At 69.1% G+C, this 25155-nt stretch carries 29 protein-coding genes; 6 read left to right on the forward strand and 23 right to left on the reverse strand.

Features of this window, described 5'->3' with window-relative positions; all coding sequences use genetic code 11:
* Positions 1 to 171 precede the first annotated feature (171 nt).
* Positions 172 to 804 (reverse strand): TetR/AcrR family transcriptional regulator, encoded by a 633-nt coding sequence (locus A8G15_RS07820; RefSeq protein WP_068157473.1) that lies wholly within the window; start codon positions 802 to 804, stop codon positions 172 to 174.
* Positions 801 to 2591 (reverse strand): N-acyl-D-amino-acid deacylase family protein, encoded by a 1791-nt coding sequence (locus tag A8G15_RS07825; protein WP_068157476.1) that lies wholly within the window; start codon positions 2589 to 2591, stop codon positions 801 to 803. The genes A8G15_RS07820 and A8G15_RS07825 overlap by 4 nt, the downstream gene beginning before the upstream one ends.
* 128 nt (positions 2592 to 2719) lie before the next feature.
* On the opposite strand from A8G15_RS07825, the gene A8G15_RS07830 reads away from it, so the two are divergent.
* The 5 genes from A8G15_RS07830 to A8G15_RS07850 all read left to right on the forward strand — a co-directional run bounded on the left by A8G15_RS07830 (position 2720) and on the right by A8G15_RS07850 (position 6374).
* On the forward strand, positions 2720 to 3715 hold the full coding sequence (locus A8G15_RS07830; protein WP_068157478.1) for an ABC transporter substrate-binding protein: 996 nt from the start codon (positions 2720 to 2722) through the stop codon (positions 3713 to 3715).
* A 109-nt stretch (positions 3716 to 3824) separates the two neighbouring features.
* Complete coding sequence (locus A8G15_RS07835; RefSeq protein WP_068157483.1) at positions 3825 to 4520, forward strand: energy-coupling factor ABC transporter permease; 696 nt, start codon at positions 3825 to 3827, stop codon at positions 4518 to 4520.
* Entirely contained in the window at positions 4517 to 4867 is a 351-nt protein-coding gene (locus A8G15_RS07840; protein WP_068157485.1) for a PDGLE domain-containing protein, read from the forward strand. The genes A8G15_RS07835 and A8G15_RS07840 overlap by 4 nt, the downstream gene beginning before the upstream one ends.
* Entirely contained in the window at positions 4864 to 5628 is a 765-nt protein-coding gene (cbiQ, locus tag A8G15_RS07845; RefSeq protein WP_068157489.1) for a cobalt ECF transporter T component CbiQ, read from the forward strand. Before A8G15_RS07840 ends, cbiQ begins: the two co-directional genes overlap by 4 nt.
* Positions 5625 to 6374 carry an energy-coupling factor ABC transporter ATP-binding protein gene (locus A8G15_RS07850; RefSeq protein ID WP_156665297.1) on the forward strand — a complete coding sequence of 250 codons (750 nt, stop codon included), beginning with the start codon at positions 5625 to 5627 and terminating at the stop codon, positions 6372 to 6374. Before cbiQ ends, A8G15_RS07850 begins: the two co-directional genes overlap by 4 nt.
* A 5-nt stretch (positions 6375 to 6379) precedes the next feature.
* On the opposite strand, the gene A8G15_RS07855 is transcribed toward A8G15_RS07850, so the two are convergent.
* The 19 genes from A8G15_RS07855 to A8G15_RS07940 all read right to left on the reverse strand — a co-directional run bounded on the left by A8G15_RS07855 (position 6380) and on the right by A8G15_RS07940 (position 22691).
* Positions 6380 to 7135 carry a DUF6390 family protein gene (locus A8G15_RS07855; protein WP_068157491.1) on the reverse strand — a complete coding sequence of 252 codons (756 nt, stop codon included), beginning with the start codon at positions 7133 to 7135 and terminating at the stop codon, positions 6380 to 6382.
* A gap of 2 nt (positions 7136 to 7137) precedes the next feature.
* Positions 7138 to 8271, reverse strand: coding sequence for a hydrogenase formation protein HypD (gene hypD, locus A8G15_RS07860; protein ID WP_068157493.1), 1134 nt, complete (start codon positions 8269 to 8271; stop codon positions 7138 to 7140).
* 30 nt (positions 8272 to 8301) lie between these two features.
* A complete protein-coding gene (locus A8G15_RS07865; RefSeq protein WP_068157496.1) occupies positions 8302 to 8586 on the reverse strand; it encodes a HypC/HybG/HupF family hydrogenase formation chaperone in 285 nt (94 codons plus the stop codon).
* Positions 8587 to 8603: 17 nt separating this feature from the next.
* Entirely contained in the window at positions 8604 to 9689 is a 1086-nt protein-coding gene (hypE, locus tag A8G15_RS07870) for a hydrogenase expression/formation protein HypE (protein WP_068157499.1), read from the reverse strand.
* Positions 9686 to 10366 (reverse strand): D-sedoheptulose-7-phosphate isomerase, encoded by a 681-nt coding sequence (locus A8G15_RS07875; protein WP_082899740.1) that lies wholly within the window; start codon positions 10364 to 10366, stop codon positions 9686 to 9688. Before A8G15_RS07875 ends, hypE begins: the two co-directional genes overlap by 4 nt.
* Before the next feature lies 1 nt (position 10367).
* Positions 10368 to 11126: a phosphoheptose isomerase family protein gene (locus tag A8G15_RS07880; RefSeq protein WP_068157612.1), complete on the reverse strand. Its 759-nt coding sequence runs from the start codon at positions 11124 to 11126 to the stop codon at positions 10368 to 10370.
* Positions 11123 to 13585 (reverse strand): carbamoyltransferase HypF, encoded by a 2463-nt coding sequence (gene hypF, locus A8G15_RS07885; RefSeq protein ID WP_082899733.1) that lies wholly within the window; start codon positions 13583 to 13585, stop codon positions 11123 to 11125. The genes A8G15_RS07880 and hypF overlap by 4 nt, the downstream gene beginning before the upstream one ends.
* A complete protein-coding gene (locus A8G15_RS07890) occupies positions 13582 to 13836 on the reverse strand; it encodes a HypC/HybG/HupF family hydrogenase formation chaperone (protein ID WP_068157503.1) in 255 nt (84 codons plus the stop codon). Before A8G15_RS07890 ends, hypF begins: the two co-directional genes overlap by 4 nt.
* A gap of 3 nt (positions 13837 to 13839) precedes the next feature.
* Positions 13840 to 14343, reverse strand: a complete 504-nt coding sequence (locus A8G15_RS07895; RefSeq protein ID WP_068157506.1) for a hydrogenase maturation protease — start codon at positions 14341 to 14343, stop codon at positions 13840 to 13842.
* Entirely contained in the window at positions 14340 to 14459 is a 120-nt protein-coding gene (locus A8G15_RS32475; protein WP_425415077.1) for a DUF6893 family small protein, read from the reverse strand. Before A8G15_RS32475 ends, A8G15_RS07895 begins: the two co-directional genes overlap by 4 nt.
* Positions 14456 to 15853, reverse strand: coding sequence for a hypothetical protein (locus A8G15_RS07900; RefSeq protein ID WP_068157510.1), 1398 nt, complete (start codon positions 15851 to 15853; stop codon positions 14456 to 14458). Before A8G15_RS07900 ends, A8G15_RS32475 begins: the two co-directional genes overlap by 4 nt.
* A gap of 2 nt (positions 15854 to 15855) precedes the next feature.
* On the reverse strand, positions 15856 to 16509 hold the full coding sequence (locus tag A8G15_RS07905) for a DUF6084 family protein (protein WP_068157513.1): 654 nt from the start codon (positions 16507 to 16509) through the stop codon (positions 15856 to 15858).
* Positions 16506 to 17141, reverse strand: a complete 636-nt coding sequence (locus tag A8G15_RS07910) for a DUF5947 family protein (protein WP_068157517.1) — start codon at positions 17139 to 17141, stop codon at positions 16506 to 16508. The genes A8G15_RS07905 and A8G15_RS07910 overlap by 4 nt, the downstream gene beginning before the upstream one ends.
* Positions 17141 to 18115, reverse strand: coding sequence for a NifU family protein (locus A8G15_RS07915; RefSeq protein ID WP_068157519.1), 975 nt, complete (start codon positions 18113 to 18115; stop codon positions 17141 to 17143). Before A8G15_RS07915 ends, A8G15_RS07910 begins: the two co-directional genes overlap by 1 nt.
* A 3-nt stretch (positions 18116 to 18118) precedes the next feature.
* The gene (locus A8G15_RS07920; RefSeq protein ID WP_068157522.1) at positions 18119 to 19900 is read right to left on the reverse strand and encodes a nickel-dependent hydrogenase large subunit; all 1782 of its coding nucleotides are present in this window, start codon (positions 19898 to 19900) and stop codon (positions 18119 to 18121) included.
* A 34-nt stretch (positions 19901 to 19934) separates the two neighbouring features.
* A complete protein-coding gene (locus tag A8G15_RS07925) occupies positions 19935 to 20990 on the reverse strand; it encodes an NADH-quinone oxidoreductase subunit B family protein (protein ID WP_068157614.1) in 1056 nt (351 codons plus the stop codon).
* Positions 20991 to 21137: 147 nt separating this feature from the next.
* Positions 21138 to 21938: a hydrogenase nickel incorporation protein HypB gene (gene hypB / locus A8G15_RS07930; RefSeq protein WP_082899734.1), complete on the reverse strand. Its 801-nt coding sequence runs from the start codon at positions 21936 to 21938 to the stop codon at positions 21138 to 21140.
* Positions 21939 to 21942: 4 nt separating this feature from the next.
* On the reverse strand, positions 21943 to 22272 hold the full coding sequence (locus A8G15_RS07935; protein ID WP_068157531.1) for a hydrogenase maturation nickel metallochaperone HypA/HybF: 330 nt from the start codon (positions 22270 to 22272) through the stop codon (positions 21943 to 21945).
* A gap of 71 nt (positions 22273 to 22343) precedes the next feature.
* The gene (locus A8G15_RS07940; RefSeq protein ID WP_068157617.1) at positions 22344 to 22691 is read right to left on the reverse strand and encodes an ArsR/SmtB family transcription factor; all 348 of its coding nucleotides are present in this window, start codon (positions 22689 to 22691) and stop codon (positions 22344 to 22346) included.
* A 38-nt stretch (positions 22692 to 22729) separates the two neighbouring features.
* Here A8G15_RS07940 and A8G15_RS07945 point away from each other — a divergent pair, with 38 nt between their 5' ends.
* On the forward strand, positions 22730 to 23824 hold the full coding sequence (locus A8G15_RS07945; protein WP_068157620.1) for an alanine racemase: 1095 nt from the start codon (positions 22730 to 22732) through the stop codon (positions 23822 to 23824).
* A gap of 77 nt (positions 23825 to 23901) precedes the next feature.
* Here the strand turns inward: A8G15_RS07945 and A8G15_RS07950 are convergent, their stop codons facing one another.
* Both A8G15_RS07950 and A8G15_RS07955 read right to left on the reverse strand, forming a co-directional pair.
* Positions 23902 to 24354: a MaoC family dehydratase gene (locus A8G15_RS07950; RefSeq protein ID WP_068157623.1), complete on the reverse strand. Its 453-nt coding sequence runs from the start codon at positions 24352 to 24354 to the stop codon at positions 23902 to 23904.
* A 29-nt stretch (positions 24355 to 24383) separates the two neighbouring features.
* Positions 24384 to 25127: a GntR family transcriptional regulator gene (locus A8G15_RS07955; protein ID WP_068157534.1), complete on the reverse strand. Its 744-nt coding sequence runs from the start codon at positions 25125 to 25127 to the stop codon at positions 24384 to 24386.
* Between the last annotated feature and the right edge of the window lie 28 nt (positions 25128 to 25155).

Genomic DNA, 25155 nt, shown 5'->3' on the forward strand with positions numbered 1-25155 from the left:
CCGCACCCCGAAAGGAAACCCCATGCGAAAGCAGCACAGCACCTACCCGACCCGGATCGACCGGCAGCGCCCGGCCGTTCGTACCGTCCCTCCCCGCACGATCACACCCGCAGTCGGGTGGCAACGACACGGCCGGCGGGGCGGCCGGTAACCCACGTCCGTTCTCCCGGTTCAGGATTCGTCGGCGCGACGCCCGGTGTCCCCGGTCAGCGCACGGGCTATCCGACCGAGCCGGAGATCCTCCTGTTCGGGTTGTGGATGCACGACCGCGGACAGCGCCTCACCGTCGAGCATATGCACGATCGAGAACAGGATCGTGGTGAACACCTCCGGATCGAAGCGCGACGCGATCGGAAGCGCCGCACCGAATTCCGCGATCTCGTCGTGGTAGCGCGCCGCGAGGGGTTCGAGCCGCTCGCGCAACAGTGCATCGGTACGGGCCGCGCCGAGCAGTTCGTACCAGGCCGCGTTGATCGGAGCCCGGCACGCGGCACGCAGCAACCGCAGGCACGCGAGGACCGACTCGTAACCACGGTCGATCACGCCGAGTTGCTCGAGGCCCGCGCGGTAGTTGTCGAACTGACGCTTGCGCACTTCGTCGGCGGCCGCGGCCATCAGGTCCAACCGGGTCGGAAAATGCCGGAACACCCCGCCGGAGGACACACCGGATCTGGTGCACACCTCGGCGATGGTGGTCGCGGTGTAGCCGACCTCGCCCAGCGCGGTCACCGTCGCGTCGACGATCCGCCGGATCGTCGCCTCCCGGCGCTCCTGCTGGGTACGAGGCCCGACGGTGCGCGTCACCCGGCCGGAGCGGGCTCGGGGACCGGTCCGCGTTCGGTGACACCGGCACGCAGGAACCGCCCCGATCCGACGGTGATGCCGTAGCCGGGCACGAACTCGCCGTCACGGAAGACGACCCGGCCGGCGACGAGGGTCGCGGTGACCGCGGCGTCGTTGCGGTTCACCATCCGGCGCAGCCCGCCGAATTCGGGCATGGGCTCCTCGTGGTAGCGCTCGGTCTCGTCGTCGAGACCGGCGGGATCGACGACGACGAGGTCGGCGCGGTCGCCGAGACGCAGGCGCCCGGCGTCGATCCCGTAGAATTCGCCGAGTTCACCGGTGAGCTTGTGAACGGCGGTCTCGAGCGGCATGACCGGCCTGCCGCGTTCGGCGAAGTCGTGGATGCGGCGCAACATGCGGATCCCGAAGTTGTAGAACGCCATGTTGCGCAGGTGCGCGCCGGCGTCGGAGAATCCGACCGTCACGCCGGGAGTGCGGATCAGACGGTTCAGCACCTCGGGCCGGTCGTTGGCGATGACGGTGTGCCAACGGAAATCCCGGCCGTGTTCGACGACGAGATCGAGGAACACGTCGACAGGATGCACTCCGCGTTCACGCGCGACGTCACCGATCGAGCGGCCCACCATCGTGCCGTCCGGACAGGCGACGATCGTGGTGTCGTCGAAATCGCGGTGCCACACCCGCGGGGAGAACCGCTTCTCGAAGTCCTGCCGGAACCACCGGCGATAGGACTCGTCGCGCAGCAGGTCGTTGCGGCCCATCTCCTCCTTCAGATGCAGGGCGGCGCGGCCCGATCCGAATTCCTCGAAGACGACGAGGTCGATACCGTCCGAGTGCACCTCGAAGGTCGTGGGCAGGTGCTGCCACCGGAACACTCCGCGCCCGAATTTGTTGGCCGCCTTCGCGATCGGACCGAAGATGCGGTGCACCCACCGTTCGGCCTTGGTGTCCGCGGCGGCGAGGACCGAGGCCTTCATGGGGCGGCGGCCGAGTCCGGTGCTCGCGAGCGCGAAGAACGCCACGTCGTACTTGGTGTTGAGATTCGGCACGGCCTGCAGCACGCGACCGCGACGACGCAGGATCCGGTGCAGCCGACGAAATTCCGACCACGATGCGTGAGTGGACGGCAGGGTGCGGGACCGGTAGCGATCCCCGTCGATCTTGTCCCACGGGTTCGTCATGGTGGAGACACCGAGGAACCCCGCGTCGAGCGCCTTGCCGACGGCGGTGTCGATGGCGACGAGTTCCTCACGGGTCGGCTTGTTCGCCGGGTCGGTGGAGCGGCCGAGTCCCATCACGGCGGCGCGCACGTCCGAATGACCGATGAACGCGGCGACGTTCGGCCCGAGAGGCAGCGCATCGATTGCCGCGACGTACTCCTTGGGCGAGGACCAGCATTTCGCGGTCTCGAGCGCGGTGAGCACGTGGTCGCGGGGCAGCGCCTCGACACGGCTGAACAGGTCGGCGGCGTCGAGCGGCGGCACGAACACCGTCGACAGCGAACAGTTGCCCATGAGGACGGTCGTCACGCCGTGCCGCACCGATTCGGTCAGCCCCGGCGCCACGAGTACTTCCGCGTCGTAATGGGTGTGCGCGTCGATGAAGCCGGGCATCACCCACCGGCCGCGCGCGTCGACGATCTCGGTGCCGGGGCCTGCGGGCAGCGGCTCGGCACTCTCGGCCACCACGACTCCGTCGCGGATGCCGAGGTCGCGGACGACGCCGGGGGCACCGGTGCCGTCGAACCACAGGCCCTCACGCACGATGACATCGAATTCTTCACTCATGAGTCCCCTCCTGCCCGAGTTCGCTCACGATAGCCAGAAAAGAGGTCGTTCACTCTCTAAATCTCGAATTCCAACAGGTTAGGGTCAACTAACTCCAATGAAGGGCACACCACAGAAGGGCACAACACATGGGAACGTTCCGTCCACGCTCGGTATTCGTCGCGGCTCTCACCCTTGCGACCGCATCCACCCTCGTCGCCTGCGGTTCCGGTGACGACAGCACTCCGTCCGGCTCCGAGACCGCCGGCGCGTTCCCGGTCACCGTCGATCACGCCTACGGATCGACGACGATCGGCGACGCGCCCGAACGGGTGGTGACCATCGGCTTCAACGACCTGGACTTCGTGCTCGCCCTCGGCGACACCCCGGTCGCCACCCGCGAGTTCACCGGCTACGACTACCGGCAACGGCCGTGGGCCGACCGGTACCCGGAGGCGGCGCAGCTCCCCGAGGTCGGCGGCATGGAACTCGACTTCGAGAAGCTCGCCGAGACCGGCCCGGACCTGCTCCTCGGGACGTACGCGCTGCTCAAGCCCGACGACTACGAGACGGTGTCGGCCATCGCTCCGACCGTCGGGGACCTGCGCGGCCCGGGCGGCGGACCCGCGTCCTGGGAGGACCAGCTCACGACGATCGGCCGATCCCTCGGCAAGAGCGACGAAGCACAGCGGCTCCTGGAGTCGGTGCGCGGCGAGTTCACCGACGCAACCACCTCGAACCCGCAGTTCGCTGGACGGACCGCGGCGGTGGCGATGGTCCTCGACGACGGCTTCTACATCCTCGAAGCAGACGATCCGCGCAACCGATTCTTCACCGACCTGGGGTTCGTCACCCCGGCGGAGGTCGGCGAGGTGAGCCCCGAGCGGCTCGACATGCTCGACCAGCAGAACCTGATCGTCCTCGGCGGGACGAAGGAACAACTCACCGCCGATCCCTTGTTCGCGGCGCTCGACGTCGTGGAGAACGACCGGACGGTCTATCTCGGCGAGTTCGGAACCGATGCGCCCGCCGCGCTGGGCTTCGCGAGCCCGTTGAGCCTGCCGTATCTGCTCGACGTCACCGTCCCGGCGCTCGCTGCGGCAACCGACGACGATCCCGCCACCGTGGTTCCGGCGATCGGCTGACACAGCGGGGCTTGCGGCACCGTGCGGCGGCTTCCGCCGTGCGAGCCGGACACATACCTGAGCAACTGTTCAGATGAGAAGGTACGATGCACGGGTGGATGTCGTAGCTATGCACATGAGCGACGGCCTCATCGACGCCCCGACCTCACTCCTGTTCGGAGCCGTGGCGATCGGCGGGATCGGGATCGCGTTGTGGCGGGCCCGGAGTGAACTCGACGAACGCACCGCCCCCATGGCGGGACTCGTCGCCGCGTTCGTGTTCGCATTGCAGATGGTGAACTTCCCGATCCTCCCCGGTGTCAGCGGACACGTCCTGGGCGGCGCGCTCGCGGCAATCCTCGTCGGCCCGTACACCGGTGCACTGTGCATCTCCATCGTGCTGATCGTCCAGGCGCTCCTCTTCGCGGACGGCGGCCTCAGCGCCCTCGGCGCGAACATCACCAACATGGCCCTGATCGGTGTCGCGACCGGCTACGGCGTCGCGCTCGCGATGCGTCCCCTGATTCGGGGCCGTGGCCGCGTCCCGGTCCTGACGGTCGTGTCGTTCACCGCGGCGCTGGCCGCCGTGGTCGCCGCATCGGCCGGCTTCCTGCTCGAGTACGCCATCGGCGGCGCCTCGACCACGTCGCTCGGGACGGTGGCCACCTACCTGCTCGGCACCCACGTCCTCATCGGCATCGGAGAGGGAATCGTCACGGCCGCGACCGTGGCCGCGGTCGCGCGCGCCCGGCCCGACCTGGTGTACCTCCTGCGTACCGCACCACGGCGCGCCGCTGCCGCGACGGCATCGGACGTGACGGCATGAGCCGCCGCCGGGTACTGCTCGCACTCGCCGTGGTCACCCTGCTGATCGCCGGAGTCCTCTCCTACCTGGCCAGCTCCAGCCCCGACGGCCTCGATTCGACGACTCTGCGCGGGTGCGAGGTCGTCGAGATCGACGGGACCGAACATCTGACCGGTGAGTGCATCGCGACCGACGCCACCGACCACACCCTGACCGGCAGCCCTCTGGCCGACTACGCGGTCGGCGGTCGCGAGTTCTCGACCGGGCTCGCCGGCATTGCCGGCGTCGTGGTGGTCGCGATCGCCGCCGGTGGCCTGTTCCGCCTCCTCGGCCGTCGGCGCTCACCCGAGGAAGCCGCGGGTCGGTGACCGGCGCGAGCGCGGCGACGCGGCTCCACCTGCCGGGCAGTTCACCGGTGCACCGCCTTCCGGCGGAGGTGAAGATCGTCGCGGCGGTCACGTTCGTGTTCGTCGTCGTCGCCACGCCCCGGGAGGCGATGTGGGCGTTCGGCGCGTACCTGGCGCTGCTCGCCGCGGTGTGGACGGTCGCGGGGATCAGGCTTTCGTGGCTGGCTCCGCGGATGCTCATCGAACTTCCGTTCGTCGTGCTCGCGGTTCTGCTGCCGTTCGCCGAAGGCGGTGAACGCGTCGTCGTGGCCGGCATTTCCCTGTCGGTGCCCGGCCTGTATGCGGCGTGGGGAATTCTCGCCAAGGGCACCCTCGGCGTGCTCGTCTCCCTGACCCTCGCCGCGACCACGGCGGTGCGGGAACTACCGGAAGCGCTTGCACGACTCCACGTGCCCGGGTCGATCACCACCATCGTCGTGCTGATGATCCGGTACGCGGACCTGCTCGCCGCCGAAGCCCACCGGATGCGCATCGCACGGCTGTCCCGCGGCGACGACCCCCGAACGCTGCGGCAGGTCGGCGCGACCGCGCGCGGAATCGGCGGTCTGTTCCTGCGCGCCTACGAGCGCGGCGAACGGGTGCACCTGGCCATGCTCTCGCGCGGATTCTCCGGCACCGTGCCGGCCTTCGGGCCCCCCGCCCGCTCCACGGACTGGATCTCGGCGCTCGCCCCGAGTGCGTGCGCCGTGCTGGTGTGCACGACGGCGTGGGTGACAGCGTGACCGGCGTCCCCGCCGTCTGCCTCGCCGGCGTCGGATACTCGTACCCCGACGGCCGTCGCGCCCTGCAGGGCATCGGCCTGACCGTCGCGGCGGGCGAGCGGGTGGCGGTCCTCGGCCCCAACGGCGCGGGCAAGACGACGCTCATGCTGCACCTCAACGGCGTGCTCACCCCGGACGAGGGAACCGTGACGATCGGCGGACGGCGGGTCGGCCGCGATACCGTCCGCGAAATCCGGCGCGTCGTGGGACTGGTCTTCCAGGACCCCGACGATCAGCTGTTCATGCCCACCGTCGCCCAGGACGTCGCGTTCGGTCCGGCCAACTTCGGCATCCGCCCACCGGAACTCGACGAGCGGGTCCGCGAGGCACTCGCCGCGGTCGACATGACCGAGCACGCGGAGCGCGACACCGCCCATCTGTCGGGCGGGCAGCGCCGCCGCGTCGCCCTGGCGACCGTGTTGTCCTGCAGGCCGGAGGTTCTGGTCCTCGACGAGCCGTCGGCGAATCTCGATCCGGTGGCCCGCCGTGAACTCGCCGAGGTCCTCGACCGGCTCGATGCGACCCTGCTCCTGGTCACGCACGATCTCCCGTACGCTGCGCAGTTGTGTACTCGTGCGGTAATTCTCGATGAGGGCCGGCTCGTCGCGGACGGACCGATCGACGAGATCCTCGGCGACGGTTCACTGCTCGCGGCGCACCGGCTCGAGCTGCCGTGGGGCTTCTCCGTACCCCAACGACGGCCCTGACCATCTCAACGGGAGCCGAGCCGCCGGTTGGTGTGCCCGAGCTGCCGAACGGTCCACGACTCGAGCCTGCCGGCTTCCTCCTCGGTCAGCCTGTCGCACACGAAATCCCAGTGCAGCGCCACCTGTTCGCCCACGCGCAGGCCCGGGACGAACACTCCGGACGCTGTGCGTCGGCCGACCCGCCGGACTGCTTCCGCACCGAGAGCCAGCCGAGTGCCGTCGTACTCGAGCCGCCGCACACGCACCGCGGCATCGTCGTCGGACACCTCGAGCACCTTCCCCCATCCGATCCGGCACGAGTCGAGGACGTGGAGCGGCTGCGGCATCCCGGTTTCCAGCAGTCGCGACCACGGGTACACCCCGAACACGTGGAACGCGTGTGTCGCGGTCACCTCGGGAAGCAGGTCCGCGGTCAGATGGGACCAGTAGTGGCCGGCGCGATCTCCGAAGCCGGTCAGCAGTTCACTGCCGAAGCGATGGACGTCGATCCGGTCGGTGAGGAGATTTCTGGTCCAGTAGGCGCGCACGACCCGTTCGTCGAGCGGATCGACGATCCCGCATTGTGCGGCGATCAGCTGCTGATACGGCCACGCCCCGGTGAACTGCCGGGCTGCGGCGGCCACCACCGCAGGATCGCCCCCGCCGCACGCGGCATGTTCGAGGGCGGCGGCACTCGCGGGGCCGCAATAGCCGAGCTCGTTGGGCGCGTGCGCATAACGAGCGAACAGCCGCGAACCCCGGGCCACCGCGCCGTCCGTCACGGTCAGCTCTTCCCGCGTTGCCCCACCAATGCCGCCGTCTCCCGATGCAGACGACCGAAGTTGTAGTAGGCGGCACATGCTCCTTCCGGTGAGACCATGCACGTGCCGATCGGTGTCTCGGGTGTGCACGCGGTACCGAACACCTTGCACTCCCAGGGCTTGATCACGCCCTTGAGCACCTCACCGCACTGACATGCCTTCGGATCGGCGACCCGGACACCGGGCATCGAGAAGTGCCGCTCGGCATCGAACTCCGCGTAGTCCGGGTGGATACCCAGTGCACTCTGCGAGATGAATCCGAGTCCGCGCCATTCGAAGTGGGGCCGGAGAACGAAGGTCTGCGCCAGCAGCGTCAGCGCCTGACGGTTGCCCTCGCTGCGGACCACCCGACTGTACTGGTTCTCGACCTCGCACCGCCCGTCCCGGAGCTGGCGCAGCAGCATGTGCACCGACGCGAGAATGTCGAGCGGCTCGAAACCCGCTACCACGATCGGTTTTCCGTACTGCTCCGGCACGAAACGGTACGGGCGCAGGCCCACCACCGTCGACACGTGACCCGGTCCGAGGAAACCGGACAGGCGGAGGTCCGGGGATTCGAGAATCGCCTTGATCGGCGGAACGATCGTCACATGGTTGCAGAACACCGAGAAGTTGGTCAGGCCCAGTTCTTTCGCCCGAACCAGGGTCACGGCGGTGGAAGGCGCGGTGGTCTCGAAACCGACCGCGAAGAAGACCACCTGCTTGTCCGGATGATCGATCGCGATCTTCACCGCATCGAGCGGCGAGTACACGAACCGGACATCGGCTCCGCGTGCCTTCGCCTCGAGGAGGTTTCCCCGCGACCCTGGCACCCGCATCATGTCCCCGAACGTCGTGAACACGACATCGGGTTGCTCGGCCAGCCACATCGCGTCGTCGATGCGACCCATGGGGATGACGCACACGGGGCAGCCCGGCCCGTGCACCAGCTCCACGGACGGTGGCAGCAGGTGTTCGATACCGTGCCGGTAGATGGTGTGCGTGTGCCCGCCACACACCTCCATGAACTTGAACTCGTCGCCGGCGGCCAGATCGGTGATCGCTGCGACCAGCGCCCTGGCCGCCGCCGGGTCGCGGAACTCGTCGACGAATTTCACGATGCCACCCCACTCTCCCTCGCCGCCGCGCTATCTCGGCGTCGTGTCGATCTCCGAATTGGTGAACGCCTCGATTTCGTTGAGGTAGTCGGCACCCATCCGCCGCACCTGATCGAGCGTCGTCTGCGCCTCCGCCTCGTCGATGCGGGACATCGCGAAGCCGACGTGCACGAGCACCCAGTCGCCGACCTGCAGTCCGGTGCCGGCGAGCAACCGGACACTGATCGCCCGTTGCACCCCGTTGACATCGACCTTGGCGAGGTACTGACCGGCGTCGACGATATCGACGATCCGACCCGGAATTCCCAGACACACAACACTTCTCCTCACCGTCAGCAGATCCGGGGCAGCGGGTCCCCGACGAGCATGTCGACGATCCGGCTTCCGCCGAACGCAGTGCGCAACGCGACGATCCCCTCCGGTTCCGGAAGGATCTCGCCGACCACCGCCGCCGCCTCACCGCCGGCCTGCCCCCGTATCGCGGCGAGCGCCGCGTCCACCTCGCCGGCCGCGACGACCGCCACGAACCTGCCCTCGTTCGCCACATACAGCGGGTCGATCCCGAGCAGGTCGCACGCACCGAGCACCACCGGCCGGATCGGCAACGCCGCCTCGTCGAGCACCACGGCGAGCCCGGTGGCCTGCGCGAGTTCGTTGCACACGGTGCCGACGCCGCCGCGGGTCGCGTCACGCATCCACCGGGTCGACGGTGCCGCCGCGAGCAGGGCCTCCACCATCCGGTGCACGGGAGCCGTGTCGGACGCGATGTCCGCCTCGAGTGCGAGTTCACCGCGCGCGAGGAGCACCGCCATGCCGTGGTCACCGAGCGTGCCCGACACGACGACCCGGTCCCCGGGCCGGACCAGATCCGCGCCCAGACGGCGGCCGTCCGGTACCACCCCCACCCCTGCCGTGCTGATGTAGAGCCCGTCGGCGGAGCCCTTACCGACGACCTTGGTGTCCCCCGTGACGATGTCGACTCCCGCGCCGGACGCCGCGTTCGCCATGTCGGCGACGATCTCCCGCAGCCGGGCGATCTCGAACCCCTCCTCGATCACGAATGCGGCCGACAACCAGCGCGGCCGGGCCCCGGACACGGCGAGGTCGTTCACGGTGCCGTGCACCGCGAGATGCCCGATCGATCCACCGGGGAACTGCAGCGGCCGGACGACGTACGAGTCGGTCGAGAACGCGAGGCGTTCACCCGAACCCACGACACCGACGGCGGCGTCACCGAGCTGTTCGAGTTCGGCGTTGCGGAACGCGTCCACGAACACCGCATCCACGAGGGCCGCGGACGCCTTGCCGCCCGCCCCGTGAGAGAGGGTGACGACGGTGTCGAGCAGACGTGGCCGTCGGCGCCGGAACGCTTCGATCCGTTCCAGTACCCGGTCTTCGCGGCCCGCATCGGTACTCACAGCTGTCCTCCGCTCGTCGAGGTGTCGCGCGCGAGATGTTCCTGCGTGACCGCCCAGAGCCGGTATCCGAGCAGTGCGTGGCTCTCCTGGATGCGGTGGATGCTCTGGGAGCGGATCGTGAAGCAGAAGTCGAGGTCGTTTGTGACGGCCATCCGCCCACCGTCGTGCCCGGCGAACCCGATCGTGAGCAGATCGCGAACTCTCGCCTCGGCGAGAGCGGTCAGCAGATCATCCGAGTTACCGGATGTGGACAACGCGATCGCGACATCGCCCGGTTTCGCGTGAGCGATGATCTGCCGCGAGAAGATCAGGTCGAATCCGACGTCGTTACCCAGTGCCGTGACGACGGCCTGGTCCGCAGCCAGGGACCAGGCCGGTACCGGCCTGCCGCAGGCGGGCCGGCTGAACAGGGATGCGAGCGTTGCGGCATCGGTCGAACTGCCTCCGTTCCCGAGCGTGTAGAGCCGGCCGCCGCGCGCGAACGACCGGGCGGCGCGCTCTCCCGCGCGGTCGAGGTCCGGCCCCCATTCCTCGATGGACGCCTGCTGCAGCCGCGCGCTCTCCGCGGCCTTGCTGCGGGCGGAGGCGGCCAGGTCGCGCAGCAGCGGCGCGGCGTCCCGTTCCTCCGCGTCGATGAACGGGTACAGGAAGCCGGTTTCCTCGGATTCGCTCACGATGTCACCTCGTCCCCGGGGTTGCGGGAACGTCCAGCCGGGCGAGCGCGACACCGCCGTGCACGACGAGCAGATCGTGCACGGCGACGGATTCGAGGATCGACACGTCGACGTGTTCCGTGCCGTCGGCCGTTCGCGCGAGTGCGGTCGCCGAGGCGGTGCCGGGTGCAGAGACGACCTCCGCGAGCCTGCCCTCGTCGCTGCACGTGACACACACCGCGTCGGCGGGGTCGTCGGCGGTGAGCAGGCCCGGATGTTCGAAGACCACGTGTGTCAGCTCCCACAACAGGTGATAGAGCAGCACGAACCGACCGGTGGCGGGCACCATCGGATCACTCGAATCGACCCACAGCACATGCGTCGCGGCCCCCGCGGGCGGGCGGGGCCCGGCACCGATCCAGATGGTGTCCGTGCCCCACGCCGCCGCACGCCGCACGATGTCGAGGACGTCGGGTTCACCCGCCGCAGCGACGGCGAGGATCACGTCGCCGGGCCGCGACGCGACGCGGCACTGCGACACCGGATCCGGCTCGACCAGCGACACCGCCGGCAGCGCCCGCTTACCCATGATCACCGGATGCACGAACTCCACGGCCACGTGATGGGCGTGCGGTTCCCACTGGGGCGACACCACCCACAGTGTCGCGCCGGCATGGAACCGTCGCGCCAGACCCAGGGCCGCGGACGCCAGATCCGCGGCGAGTTCCTCCCCGATCGGATTCTCACCGATCGGCGGATTCGGTTGCTGTATCCCGGGTGTCATCTCGCCTGTCCCGTCGGTGTCCGGTCCGTCACCCACAATTCGGAACCGTCGGCTCGCCGCACTCCGCAATCGGCGGCTCGCCGCACTCCGGAATCGGCGGCTCGCCGCCGTGCAATCGTCGCGCCGATCGCGGCCTGCCCCAGCGACAGCCCACCGTCGTTCGACGGCACCCGGCAGTGGGTCAGAACCTCGAAACCACTGTCCTGCAGAAGTGTTCGAACACCCGCGGTGAGAAGACGATTCTGGAACACGCCTCCGGTCAAGCCGATCGTCGTCACACCCGCAGCGCCGGCTGTCCGCGTCGCGAGGCGCGCGGTGGCGACCGCGAGCGCGCGGTGGAATCCGAGCGCCAGGTCGGCGGCCGGCACCCCCAGCCGCAATCCGCCGACCAGACAACGCAGTGTTCCGGTCCAGTCCAGCTCGTCGTCGTGCAGAGTCATCCGCACCGGCGCGGCCTCCGACGCCCCCCGCGCGAACGCTTCGAGCTCGACCGCCGCCTGCCCTTCGTACGTGACGCGGTGACGCACCCCGAGAAGCGAGGCCACCCCGTCGAACAACCGTCCAGCACTCGTCGTGACCACACAGCCGATGCCCGTTCTCAACTGAGAGGCCACCAGCTCCCGTTCCGCTACCGGGAGCGCCTGCGCACAGGGCAGATCCGCCACGTCCCGGGACGTGGGTTCTCCGATACCGGCGCCCCGCAGCAACGCCACGGCGATCCGGGCCGGTGTCCGCACCGCGACGTCGCCGCCGGGCAGCAGGAACGATCGGAGGTGCCCCGCCCGGTGCGCGGTGAGCAGGTCCGGTCCGACGAGCAGCAGTTCGCCACCCCACACGGTCCGGTCGCAGCCGTACCCGGTGCCGTCGAAGGCGATACCGAGCACCGGCTCTCCGATCCTGCCGTGTTCGGTGAGCAGCGACGCGACGTGCGCGTGATGATGCTGCACGGTGTGCAGGGCGATGCCCTTGTCGCGGGCGTAGCACTCGGCCCACTGCCGCGTCGCGTAGCCGGGGTGGGCATCGGCGACCACGAGCTCCGGATCCACCCGGTGCACCGCGGTCGCCCGCGCCACTGACGTTTCGAATGCGCGTCGGCCTTCCAGCGTCCCCATGTCCCCGAGGTGCGCCGAACAGAACGCATATTCGCGGCGCGTCAGGCAGAAGGTGTTCTTCAGTTCCGCGCCGACCGCGAGGACCGGCGGCGACACCCGATCGAGCAGCACCGGCATCGGCGCGTAACCTCGGGAGCGCCGGATCGGCGCTTCCCCGTTGCCGCCACCGTCGCGGTTCGTACCGCTCCGCCCGCCGTGCACGGCCACGACCACCGAATCCTCGCAGGGCACTGCGATCTCCCGATCGTGGGCGAGGAACAGATCGGCGATGTCACCGAGGCGGGCGCGCGCATCGGCGTCGTCGGTGCACAGCGGTTCGCCCGAGACGTTCCCGGATGTCATCACCAGCAGACGCGGCACCGGGTTCGAGTGCCCGGGCACCGGCGCGAACAGCAGGTGGTGCAGGGGCGTGTACGCAAGCATCACGCCGAACTCGCCGAGGCCGGGCGCCACACCGTCGGCCACGGCGCTGCCGGCGCGCTTGCCCAGCAGCACGATCGGGCGCGCCGGGCGGGTCAGGGCCGCAGCTTCCGGCCGGGAGACGACGCACTGTTCCGTGATCGTCCCGACGTCCGGTGCCATCAGCGCGAACGGTTTGTCCGGTCGACGCTTCCGTTCACGCAGGCGGCCGACGGCGCGCGGATCGGTTGCGTCACACATCAGGTGGTAGCCGCCGAGACCTTTCACAGCGACGATCCGTCCGGCTGCGAGTGCATCCTGAATCGCGGCCAGCACCGCATCGTCCCCGTCGATCCGGTCGCCTCCGTGTTCGGCACGGATCCGCGGGCCGCAGTCCGGGCAGCAGATCGGCTGGGCGTGATAGCGGCGATCTGCCGGATCTGCGTATTCGCGAGCGCAGCGCGGGCACATCGGGAACGTCGCCATCGTCGTGGCCGGGCGGTCGTACGGCAGATCGGTGATCACCGTGTAACGCGGCCCGCAGTGTGTGCAGTTGACGAACGGATGCCGGTAACGACGGTCGGCGGGGTCGTTCAGTTCCCGGAGACAGTCCGCGCACGTGGCGACGTCCGGCGGGATCAGAGTCCGGAGCCCCGGGGTACGGCGGCTGTCCACGATGCGGAAGTCCCGTTCGCCCAGAGCAAGGCACGGGACCGACGACACGTCCAGCACTTCGGCGAGCGGCGGGGCGTCGTCCCGCAACCGTCGCGCGAACTCGTCGAGTGCGCCGGCGGCTCCTTCTATCTCGACGAACACTCCGGAGTCGTCGTTTCCGCAGTGCCCGGCGAGGCGCAATTCGCCGGCCAGGGCCGCCGCGAAGGGCCGGAATCCGACGCCCTGCACCACCCCCCGGACGGTGAGGTGGCGGCGCTCGACCGCGCCGGTCACGGTTCGTCTCCCCGGTCACTGCCGCGGCCCATCAGTTCGAGCCCGGCCAGGGCGCGGGCGGCGCCGGCCTCGTCGACCCGCTCGACCGCGAAACCCATGTGGATGACGACCCAGTCGCCGGGCGCGAGAGCGGTGTCGTCGAGCAGCCCGATGTTGATCCGCCGGCTCTCCCCGACGACGTCGACGAGCGCCAGCTGGCCGCCGTAGCCTTCGAGCAGCCGGACCACCCGGCCGGGAATCCCCAGGCACATATCTCAACCTCCGGGTCCCGAGGATGCCGCCCGATCGGGCCGCCGGAGCAGCTGCACGACCCGCAGCACGGCCTCCGCAGCCGGCTCGACAGCGGCCGAGACGGCGGGCGAGAGCCCGATTCCCTCCTCGACGCACTGCGCCTGGCAACCCACCACGACGGTGCGGGGCCGGCTCCCGCCCAATGCCGCAAGGGTGGCGAACACCGACGCCGGGTCCATGCCGTGCGCATCCACCCCGGCCGCGGCCGGAGCGGCGTCCTCCACTTCGAAGACCCGCACCGCGCCGGGTTCCCCGGCCTCGGGTACGGCGTCGACCAGGACCAGGCCGTCCCAGTGATCGAGCAGGTCGTACGCCAGGTGCATCCCGCGAATACCGTAGTCCACCAGTCGAACTCCTTCCGGAGGCCGGGTTCCGGCGAGGATGCGCACGACCTCGGGGCCGAAACCGTCGTCCCCGAGGAAGATGTTGCCGATACCCGCCACCAGAATCCGCACGCCGCTCCTCACATGTTCCGTATCCGGAAATAGCGCTTGAGATCCGGCATCGACCTCACTGCCACCAGCACTGCCCCGACCGCGACGGCGACAGCCGCCGCCGTGGTCAGCATTCCGACGATTCTCATGGCTCCTCGTTCCTCGACGACTTCACCGGGGCGTCCGGCACCGGCTCGATCTCGTCCGGCGCGAAATACAGATAGCGGCCGAACCATTCGTGGAGATCGGCCGCGGGGTCGTCGGTGAGAACGACGCCGATGTGCGTCTCGCCGTCCACGTCGCCGTGGACGGTCGCGACGCGCGCGAGCCGATCGCGGAAGAACAGGTCCTGCGCGTCGGCCCGCCGGGACGGGTGCAACCGGACCAGGCTTCCCCGCGCCACGGGCACCCCCTGCACGAGCACCGTGTCGGCTTCGGGCCGCACGCTGGTATCCGCCTCCTCGGTCCACCAGTCGACGCCGTCGGGTACCTCCGGTATCGGGCCGGCGGCACGGTCGCCGTCGCGTCGGACGCCGTGCAGCGCCGAGTGCTGTTCCGGGGTCATCGCCTCGCAACGATCCACGATCTGCGCGGCCCGCGCGTCGGTGGCGCGGGCCTGGGCCTTCTCGTCGTCGGTCAGGGTCAGCACACGCAGTGTGAGGATCTCGTCGATCTCCGTGGCGTCGAACAGGTCCCCTCCGCTCTGTTCGGCCACGCGCGGGTGGTCGTAGAGGATGATCGGAGACACCAGCATCGCGGGGGCCTCCCCGGGCGCGGCGGGGTCCGGGTCGCCGGCCAGCACCGGGAAGCAGCGCTCGTGGGTGCAGGTTCCGGTGAGCGCGGCCGCGTCGGCGGCAGGCTCGAGCAGCGACACGAAACGGGCGTCGCCGGCGGCGAGGATCAGGTGCGCGCCGATCAGCGACCGTCCGACGGCGTCGTCCCGGTCGACCGGTGCATCGCCGGTGTTCGCGACGGTCACGGACACGCGGACGAGATCGCCGGCGGCGGCGTCGGCCTCGACGGTGACGGTCCCGCGCGCGGCGCGGCGGGTGCGCAGCAGGCGTCCGGCCGTCTCGCCGCCGGGTTCGGTGAGCAGTTCGCTGTCCTCACCGGCGGGCGCCACGACGGTCGCTGCCCCGTGCGTGGTTCCGGTAGCGATGGCCACCGAAACCACGCACGAGTGTTCGACCGCTTCGTCCCACCCGATCCACGAGCGTCCGCCGGCAACGAGTTCGGAAACGGTCTCGAATCCGTTGCCGGTGCGCCGCTGCACCGTGCGGCGCTGGAGCTGGAGAAATCGCAGGGTGATCTCGACGGCCGGCGCCGGTCCGAGAGTGCGCACCACGATCTGCGTCCGCAGTGTCGGCGGCTCGCCGAGTCCGGTTTCGGCGCCACCGGGCGGCCCGAGCACCCCGAACTGCCAGCGCGAGTGATTCTTCCGCGAACTCGCCCGATACGGATACAGGAGGTAGCCCTCGTACAGGATCGCGTCGGCGACCGCACGGACCGGGTCCGCGTCGTCGTGTTGCTGGTGGCGCGACATCGTCACGATGCTTCCTCTCCCGTCCCGGCACCGGCGGCGGCGAGCAGTGTGGCGATCGCGGCATCGAGGTCGGTGAGTCCCCGCTCGGCCTTGAACCGGCCCAGCGCCGCCAGCGTTTCGTGGGTGAGCCGCGCATAGCCGGTGTCGGGGAAGTGCGCCCGGATCAGGTCGTGCCATACCCGGACGGGCAGGTCGTATCGGGCCTCGCGGTCCCACGGCACCTGTTCGACCGCGAATCCTGTGGTGCCACGGGTGAATACCGTTCCGCTGAACAGGGCGAGCAGTGGAATCGCTCCCTGACCGAGCGCGTTGAGGTACCGCGCCGCCGCCACGTCGAAGTCGTACGTGCAGGGCAACGGGAGCGTCGTCTCGCAGGTACCGACGAATCCGGGTATCACCGTCGACGCGTGCAGCCAGGTGAAGGGTGCGAGGGTGGTGCCCCACCTGTCCCGTGTGCCGAACAGGTCGGTCAGTGCGGCCTCCTCGTCCGGGCCGTAGCTGCGGCGGCGCGGTTCGATCCGGATCTGGCATCGCAGTGCCAGTGCGTGCACCGTCGCGCCCGTGCCCTCCCGGATCCCCAGCTCGGCCAGTAGGGTCGGCGCTGCCGCGTACGGTTCCGGCACGATGTCGACGACGGTGAACTCGAGCGCGGTCACGGCGACGTTCCCGCCTCGACCGGACGGCTCCGCCGGGCGAGTGTGCCGAAGAATCCGTCGAGTTCGGCGCGGGCGTCGTGTCCGCCGTCGAAACCGCGCCATACCCGCCGCAGCCTGCCCACCAGCTCGTAGCATGCGTCGATCGGCACGAGGTGGCAGCTGGGGGCACCGCGGTCCGGTATCCGCACGAGCAGCGCCTCCACGTCGGGTATCGGTCTCGTCAGCCCGGGGTTGTCCGCGAGCACGGTGTCCCACGTGCCCAGTGGCAGCTCCGATTCCGCAGCTCCGGCCGGGCCCGGATAGAACGCGACGGTGCGGTCGAGCGTCGAGTTGTGGAAGAAGAAGGCCAGCCCCACCGGAATTTCCAGCTCCTCCCAGCGGCCCGGCGCGAGTGTGAAGGCGGGGAACGTCAGGTACCGGTCGGGGACGGCGCGGAATCGCAGGGCCGCGTCCTGATCGGTGAACAGCAGGTAGCAGGGCCGGCACACGCACATCAGGTGCCGGGAATCGAGGTCGACGACGTGCCGATGCGTATCGTCGATCTCGATCGCGCACATCTGGCACCGCTCGGCGGGCGCGGGACCCGGTGGCGCCGCGGCGATGCGCCCGAGAACCTCGGGGACGGTGGCCATCACGTCACCCCCCTGGGGCGAGCGGAGCGACGGGCGTTGTCGGTTCGGCGAGCGGAGCGACGGGGGTTGTCGGCTCGGCGAGCGGAGCGACGGGGGTTGTCGACTCGGCGAGCGACGGGTACGGCGAGGGACAGTTTTCCGTCCCGGACGAGTACCGGCAGCGGATCGAGGTGTTCGGTTGCATCCTCGTCCAGCCGGGCGCCGGCGGCACGAACGTCGAAGTGCGCCCTGCACGTGGGACAGCGCAGCACCGCTGCACCGGTGTCACCTCCCGCTCGCCGGTGGAGCACCGCACCGGCGAAGGATCCCCCGCACGCGGGACAGTGGTCGTGGTAGGCGAGGTAGCGGTCTTCGAGACGGCACGCCAGCACCTGCACCCCGCCGATCGCGAACCCGCCGATCTCCCGGTCTCCGAGGAGCTCGAATTCCGGCACGGCACACCATTTTCCACCTTCATCGGGGTGGACGCGCGCGAACAGGGTCTCGGGCCGGATGAGACCGTGATCGTCCGGTCCCGTCTCCACGTCGAGTTCGGTGATCTCCGGTGCCGCCGCCCGTACCGCGTCGCGCACGGCCAGTTCGAGCGTGACCGCCGACGACGGGCATCCCCGGCAGTTGCCGAGCAACCGCAGGCGCACCACCGTTCCGTCCACGGCAAGCAGGTCGACGTCGCCGCCGTGGGATCCGAGGTACGGGCGCACCGAGTCGAGTGCGGCGCGGACGCGGGTGCTCGCGTCGTGCGGGTGCAGCCCGTGGACGAGCAGCAGGCTCGCCACGAGTTCGTCACCCGCGACCGCGTCGGCCGCCCCCGGAAACGCGGCGATCGTGTCGAGGATGCGGGACAGGCCCGCCCCGTACAGGTCCAGCACCTCGCGCAGGGCGTCCTCCGCGCGGTCCCGGGCTGCCGGCCCGGTTACGGAGCAGGCATCGAGCAGCGCCTCGATACGGTCACCGGATTCCCGCCACCGTTCCATCCGTCACTCCCCGGTGGCCGACTGTGTCGGTGAATGCACCTTTTCGAGGGTCTTCCCGTCGCCCAGATACATGTGCACACCGCACGGCAGGCAGGGATCGAAACTGCGCACGGTGCGCATGATGTCGATGCCCTTGAAGTGTTCGCGGTCGTTCTCCTCGAAGATGGGCTGGTCCTGCACCGCGTCCTCGTAGGGTCCTGGCGTCCCGTAGCTGTCGCGGGGGCTGGCGTTCCACGGCGTCGGCGGATACGGGTGGTAGTTGGCGATCTTGCCGTCCCGGATCACCAGGTGATGCGAGAGCACCCCGCGTACCGCCTCGGTGAATCCACAGCCGATGCTCTCGTCCGGCACCTCGAACGTCTCCCAGGTCTGGGTCCGGCCTGCGCGGATCTCCACGAGCGCCTTCTCGGCGAAGTGCAGTGCGCACGCTGCGGCATACGCCTGGAAGTAGGTGCGGGCACGGTTGCGTTCGAGCGTGTTGCTGCCGTGTTCCGGAATCTTCCATTCGAGCGTCACCGGGGGTTTCAACGCGGTCTTGGGGAGGTTGATCTTCACGCTCGATCCGGTCGATTCGACGTAGCCGATGTCGACGAGCCCGGCCAGCGCGGTCGACCACAGCCGTGCCAGCGGTCCTCCGCCCGTGTCCAGGGCGAGGTGGTCGGTGCCGTCGAACCATCGCGGCGACATCACCCAGCTGTATTTGTCCTCGAGGTCGCGTTTCTGCGGGCGCGGGTTGGTGTGCTGGTTCCACGGGTGCCGACGGTCGACGGGATTGCCGAGCGGATCGGTCCGCACGAACGTCTCCTGATCGGTCCAGTCCTCGTAGTAGGACGAGCCGAGGAGGATCCGCAGGCCCAGATTGATGTCGACGAGGGAGGTGGTCACCAGGGTGCCGTCGACGACGACACCCGGTGTCACGAACATCTTCCGGCCCCAGTCCTCCATGTCGCGGTACGAGAAGTTGCAGACCTCGGGGTCCTGGAACGCGCCCCAGCAACCCAGGGTCCGACGCAGGCCCACCTTCTCGTAACCCGGCAGGACCTCGTAGAAGAAGTCGAACAGGTCGTCGTGCATCGGAACGACCTTCTTCATGAACTCGACGTACCGCATGAGCCGGCTCAGGTAGTCGGTCATCAACTGCACCGTGGCCACCGTTCCCACACCGCCGGGGTACAGCGTCGAGGGATGGACGTGGCGACCCTCCATGAGGCAGAACATTTCTCGTGTCGATCGGCTGACGTGCAGCGCCTCCCGGTAGAACTCCCCGCTGAACGGGTTCAGGGACCGCATGATGTCCGCGATCGTGCGGTAGCCGTGCTGGTCCTCGTGCGGTGCGCGGGTGTTCTCGGCCCGCGCCAGTACGGCCGGGTTCGTCTCGGAGACCATCTTCTCGCAGTAGTCGACCCCGACGAGGTTCTCCTGGAAGATGTTGTGGTCGAACATGTATTCGGCCGCTTCACCGAGGTTGACGATCCACTCGCCGAGGTGCGGTGGCTGCACGCCGTAGGCCATGTTCTGCGCATAGCACGAGCAGGTGGCGTGGTTGTCGCCGCAGATGCCGCAGATGCGGCTCGTGATGAAGTGCGCGTCGCGTGGGTCCTTGCCCTTCATGAACAGCGAGTACCCCCGGAAGATCGACGAGGTGCTGTGGCATTCGGCGACGGTGTTGTTCGCGAAGTCGATCTTGGTGTAGATGCCGAGACTGCCGACGATTCGGGTGATGGGATCCCATGCCATCTCGACGAGCGAGTCGGTGGATCTGGAATCGGGAGCGGTGGCTGTCATCGCGCTGCCTTCTCTCGGAACATCGGCTGCGGGTCTACCAGGTGCGGGTGGCTCCGGTCGTCAGTTTGGTGCCCGGTGCGCGCCACGACGGTTCGTGGTCGAGGGTCCGCCTCGTGATCTTGCGAAGGTTCCGGATGACGGTGCCGTACACACCGACGGCGGTGCTCGACACCAGTCCACCCGGGGGTTCGTCCATGAAGGGCATGAACTTGTCGGGGAACCCCGGCATCGTGCATCCGATGCAGATTCCGCCGACGTTGGGGCACCCACCGATGCCGTTCATCCAACCACGTTTGGGCACATTGCATCTGACGACCGGCCCCCAGCAGCCCAGCTTGACGATGCACTTCGGGGAACCGTATTCGGTCGCGAAATCACCCTGCTCGTAGTAGCCGCCGCGGTCGCAACCCTCGTGGACCGTCAGACCGAACAGCCACTGCGGACGGAGCGCCTCGTCCAGCGGGATCATCGGCGCCTGGTCGGTGGCCATGTAGAGCAGGTAGGTGATCGTCTCGGAGAGGTTGTCCGGCTGGATCGGGCACCCGGGCACACGCACGATGGGGATGCCGGCCTTCGATTTCCAATCCCAGCCCAGATAGTCCGGGACGCCCATCGCGCCGGTGGGATTCCCCGCCATCGCGTGGATGCCACCGTAGGTGGCGCAGGTGCCGGCGGCCACGATCGCAGTGGCCTTCGGCGCCAGCCGGTCCAGCCATTCACTGGTCGTGATCGGTTGTCCGGTCTCCTCGTTGTTGCCGAAACCGCACCAATAGCCTTCGTCGTGGAGCTTCTCGTTGGGAATGGATCCTTCGACGACCAGCACGAACGGTTCGAGTTCTCCCCGGTCGGCCTTGCGGAACCACTCGAGGAAGTCGTCGGCACCGCCTTCGGGTCCGCATTCGAAGTCGATCAGCGGCCAGTGCACCGCGACCTTCGGCAGACCCGGCAGTGCTCCGAGTGCGATCTCCTCGATGGTGGGCTGTGTCGCGGCGGTGAGCGCGACGGAGTCGCCGTCACAACTGAGCCCGGCGTTGATCCACAGGACGTGGATCAACGTGTCCTCGGCCGCCTGCGCTTGTGGTGTAGGCATGCGGAGCCACCTTCCGGAGTGCCGGTTCACTCCTGCACTGCCGGAGTCGACCATCGGCCCACTTGCACAGCGCTTCTCCTATTAGGGACCCGATCGGAGCGGATTGTCAACGAAGGACGGACTTACGCCCGCGAATCATGTTCGGGCCTAACGCCGATCGGCGATCCAAGCGTACCAAGCGTCCAGGTTCTCCCCTGTCGTCGCGGAAACGGCAATGGCCTCGATGCCCGGATTGATCGACTTCGCGTGGCCCACACACGTTTCGAGGTCGAAGTCGACGTACGGCAGCAGGTCGGTCTTGTTGACCAGCACCAGGTCCGCCACGGCGAAGATGTGCGGATATTTCAGCGGTTTGTCCGTTCCTTCCGGGGTGGAGATGAGAACGACCCGTCCCCGCTCGCCGAGGTCGAACAGGGCCGGGCACACCAGGTTCCCGACATTCTCGACGAACAGCAGGGTGCCGGCGTCCGGATCGAGCACCGTCAGCGCGTCGCGCATCATCTGCGCGTCCAGGTGACATCCCGCCCCGGTATTGATCTGCACGACAGAACAACCCGTCGCGCGGATCCGGTCCGCGTCGAGCAGCGTTTCCTGATCCCCTTCGATCACCGCAATCGGACCGGATCCGGAAAGTTCCCGGATCGTGCGTTCGAGCAACGTGGTCTTTCCGGCGCCCGGCGAACTCATCACGTTGAACGCCGCGACGCCGCGACCGGCCAGCCATCCCCGATTACCCTCCGCCAGAACATCGTTCTTGGCCAGCACCCGCTGCTCGAGCGTGACGGTCTCGGTATGTTCGTGCCCTGCCGTGTCCCCACCGTGTCCGTGTCCGTGTCCGTGTCCGTGTCCGTGCTCATGCTCATGCTCATGCTCATGCTCATGCTCATGCTCATGAGGCACCGTGATGCGCGGGCCGGCGTCGTCACCGCATCCACACGTGGCGCACATGCGATCAGCTCACTTCCATCGACACAATCGTCAATTCGCGGCCCGAACGGACCTCGACGTCCGAACTTCCGCACGGGCACAACAGGATCGGATCCGTCAGAGCGATGTCCGCACCGCACTGCCGGCAGTGCCCGGCGCCGGGCGGGATCTCGAGATCCAGCCGCGCGCCCTCGGCAGCGGTACCGGCCGCCGCCAGCTCGAAACAGAAGTGCATCGAGTCGGGCACCACCGCACACAACGCTCCGACGACCATGCGCACGCTACGAACGCGCCGGCCGTTCGCGTGCTCACACACCGCCTCGACCAGATTCTGCGCGATCGACAATTCGTGCATAGGGCCTCGCTCCGCCTGGTTCACAGGCTGGTGTCCACGATAGGCCGCTGTCACCGGCCGGCGCGCAGGATTCAGTCGTTCTCGTGGGAATGCGCGGCGTGCTGGTGCGTCGCACCGATCGAATGCAGCATCTCGTGCACCGTGTCGTCGACGAGCCGGTACCGCACGGTCCGTCCGTCCCGTTCCGCCGCAACCCACCCGCGGTCGCGCAGCAATCGCAGCGCGTGCGACACGGCGGTGCCGGTCATGCCGAGCGCCGTCGCGAGATCGGTGACCCGGATGCCCGGTGCGTGATGCAGGCACAGCAACATCCGCAGCCGGTTGACGTCGGAGAGCAGTTCGAAGCGTTGCGCCCACCGCTCGATGTCCGGGGTCCGAAGCGCCGCCTCGGCGCGTCGCACGTCGTCGGGATCGAACATCGGCCGGCTTTCCACGGGCCGAGTGTACGGTGCGCGTCATGCCCCTGTTCGACACCGTCGCCGCCACGCCTGCACTGCTGATCGACCACGACGTCCTGGACCGCAACATCGAACGGATGGCGATGTCCGCCCGGACGCGGGGCGTCACGCTGCGGCCGCATGCCAAGACCCACAAGTGCCCGGATATCGCCCGGCTCCAGATCGCGGCCGGTGCGGCCGGGCTGACGGTGGCGACGGTGTCCGAGGCCGAGGTGTTCGCCGATGCCGGGTTCGGCGACCTGTTCGTCGCGTACCCGTTGTGGGTCGACGCCGCGCGCGGCGCACGGCTCGCTGCGCTCGCGGAGCGTGCGCGTGTGACGGCCGGCATCGATTCGGCCGAGGGGGCGCGGGCGCTCGCGGCGCACGCGGGCACCGGGATCGACGTTCTGGTGGAGGTCGACAGCGGTCACCATCGCACCGGTGTGGCACCCGGGCACGCCGGTGCGGTGGCGGCCGCGGCCGCCGAGGCGGGGCTGACGGTCGCGGGGGTCTTCACGTTCCCCGGCCACTCGTACGGACCGGGGCGACCCGGGGATGCCGCGACCGACGAGTCCGCGGCGCTGCGGACCGCTGCGGACTCACTGCTCGCCGCCGGGATCGCACCGGGGATCCTCAGCGGCGGGTCCACCCCCACCGCGCATCTGGACACCTCCGCTACCGAACTGCGGCCGGGCGTGTACGTATTCGGTGACGCCCAGCAACTCGAGCTCGGCACCATCACCGAGGCGGAGGTCGCGCTCACCGTCCTCGCGACCGTCGTCTCCGTCCGGGACGGTGTCGTGGTGCTCGACGCGGGCAGCAAGTCGCTCGGTGCCGATCGGGCGCCGTGGGCCACCGGGTACGGCCGGATCCTCGGCGTCCCGGACGCACGCATCACTGCGCTGTCGGAACATCACGCGACGGTCGCGTGGCCCTCCGCACGCGGAACGCGCACAGGCGGTCCCGACGTGGCACCTCCCGGTCTCGGCTCGCGACTGCGAGTGGTCCCGAATCACGTGTGCACTGCGGTGAACCTGGCCGACGAACTGGTCGTCGTCCGTGGCTGCGCCGTCGTCGATCACTGGCCGGTCAGCGCCCGTGGCTGCACCATCTGACACCCACCCTCACCGGGTGATGGAAGCCATCACCCGGGTAGACCGAATACTGGTTCCCATCACCCGGAGGGTGGGGGTCACTCGACCAGGACGGTGACCGTCTCGGCGATGAGGGACGGCTTCTCGGCGCCCTCGACGCCGATCGTGTAGGACACGACCATGTTGGCGCCCTTGGCGGTCCGTTCGACGGACACGACCGTCGCGCCGGCCCGCACCTTGGAGCCGACCGGGACGGGCGCGGGGAAGCGCACCTTGTTGGACCCGTAGTTGACCTTCATCTTCAGGCCCTCGACGGTGAAGATCTGCGAGGCCAGTACGGGCAGCAGCGACAGGGTCAGGTAGCCGTGGGCGATCGTCGTGCCGTAGGGGCCCGACGCGGCGCGCTCGGGGTCGACGTGGATCCACTGATGGTCGCCGGTGGCGTCGGCGAACGTGTTCACGCGCTCCTGCGTGATCTCGAGCCAGTCGCTGTAGCCGAGGTGTTCGCCGACGGCGGCTTCGGCCTCGGCGATGCCCTGGAAAACGCGCATGTTCTGCACTCCTGTGGTCGGGGGCCGGGTCAGTGCCCGGCTCGTCTGAGGGTGACGCGATAGGTGTAGTGCTCCGGCAGAAAGTAGCTCACCGACAGTTCGGTGAGCGCGCCCTCGGCGTCGGAGTAGAGGCGATCCACCCGCAGCATGGGGTGGCCCACCTCGCAGCCCAGTTCGGCCGCGACCTCGGCGGTGGCCGGGGCCACGGTGATCGATTGCGCTGCCTGGACGATCGGATGCGGCAGATACGGCTCGAGCAACCCGATGAGCGTGATCTTGCTCGACGCGCCCGCCGCCAGCTCCGGCGCGTCCTGCACGTGCGCCGCGATCGGATCCGGCAGCCAGATGGTGGTGTGCACGAACGGCACGCCGTCGTGCAGGCGGCGCAGCACCACCGAGTGCAACAGGTCGGTGTCGAGCCGCAGCCTGCTGGCGGCCTCGATGTCCACGCCGCGGCGCAGGGAGGACACGATCTCCATCGTGGTGTCCGCGGACAGCGCGAGCAGATCCTCGATCGATCCGTGTGGCCTGCGGTAGCGGCCCGGTTCGTTCGCGAACGTTCCGCGTCCGGGAACCCGGTACACGACACCGTCGGCCACCAGGTCCTGGAAGGCCCGGCGCACCGTCTGCCGGCTCACGCCGTGCTGCTGCGCGAGTTCGGCCTCCGTCGGCAGACGGACCCCGTCCCGGTATGCACCGGACTCGACGGCCTCGCGCAACTGCCGTGACAACTGCGCGTACGCCGGCTCCGAATCTCGCTCCCTACCGCTCATGACGCGGAGATCCTACTGGTCCCGGTCG

It is taken from the genome of Rhodococcus phenolicus, assembly GCF_001646785.1.
Taxonomy (GTDB): domain Bacteria; phylum Actinomycetota; class Actinomycetes; order Mycobacteriales; family Mycobacteriaceae; genus Rhodococcus; species Rhodococcus phenolicus.

Bases quoted from the DNA above. Each gene is read 5' to 3' on its own strand.
- A8G15_RS07900 (WP_068157510.1), bottom strand. From the start codon at position 15,853: ATGTCGCGCCACCAGCAACACGACGACGCGGACCCGGTCCGTGCGGTC.
- A8G15_RS07945 (WP_068157620.1), top strand. From the start codon at position 22,730: ATGCCCCTGTTCGACACCGTCGCCGCCACGCCTGCACTGCTGATCGAC.
- A8G15_RS07925 (WP_068157614.1), bottom strand. From the start codon at position 20,990: ATGCCTACACCACAAGCGCAGGCGGCCGAGGACACGTTGATCCACGTC.
- A8G15_RS07830 (WP_068157478.1), top strand. From the start codon at position 2,720: ATGGGAACGTTCCGTCCACGCTCGGTATTCGTCGCGGCTCTCACCCTT.
- A8G15_RS07920 (WP_068157522.1), bottom strand. From the start codon at position 19,900: ATGACAGCCACCGCTCCCGATTCCAGATCCACCGACTCGCTCGTCGAG.
- A8G15_RS07935 (WP_068157531.1), bottom strand. From the start codon at position 22,272: ATGCACGAATTGTCGATCGCGCAGAATCTGGTCGAGGCGGTGTGTGAG.
- A8G15_RS07955 (WP_068157534.1), bottom strand. From the start codon at position 25,127: ATGAGCGGTAGGGAGCGAGATTCGGAGCCGGCGTACGCGCAGTTGTCA.
- hypB (WP_082899734.1), bottom strand. From the start codon at position 21,938: ATGTGCGCCACGTGTGGATGCGGTGACGACGCCGGCCCGCGCATCACG.
- A8G15_RS07825 (WP_068157476.1), bottom strand. From the start codon at position 2,591: ATGAGTGAAGAATTCGATGTCATCGTGCGTGAGGGCCTGTGGTTCGAC.
- A8G15_RS07910 (WP_068157517.1), bottom strand. From the start codon at position 17,141: ATGGCCACCGTCCCCGAGGTTCTCGGGCGCATCGCCGCGGCGCCACCG.
- A8G15_RS07835 (WP_068157483.1), top strand. From the start codon at position 3,825: ATGCACATGAGCGACGGCCTCATCGACGCCCCGACCTCACTCCTGTTC.
- A8G15_RS07880 (WP_068157612.1), bottom strand. From the start codon at position 11,126: ATGACACCCGGGATACAGCAACCGAATCCGCCGATCGGTGAGAATCCG.
- A8G15_RS07840 (WP_068157485.1), top strand. From the start codon at position 4,517: ATGAGCCGCCGCCGGGTACTGCTCGCACTCGCCGTGGTCACCCTGCTG.
- A8G15_RS07890 (WP_068157503.1), bottom strand. From the start codon at position 13,836: ATGTGCCTGGGGATTCCCGGCCGGGTGGTCCGGCTGCTCGAAGGCTAC.
- A8G15_RS07940 (WP_068157617.1), bottom strand. From the start codon at position 22,691: ATGTTCGATCCCGACGACGTGCGACGCGCCGAGGCGGCGCTTCGGACC.
- A8G15_RS07915 (WP_068157519.1), bottom strand. From the start codon at position 18,115: ATGGAACGGTGGCGGGAATCCGGTGACCGTATCGAGGCGCTGCTCGAT.
- A8G15_RS07950 (WP_068157623.1), bottom strand. From the start codon at position 24,354: ATGCGCGTTTTCCAGGGCATCGCCGAGGCCGAAGCCGCCGTCGGCGAA.
- A8G15_RS32475 (WP_425415077.1), bottom strand. From the start codon at position 14,459: ATGAGAATCGTCGGAATGCTGACCACGGCGGCGGCTGTCGCCGTCGCG.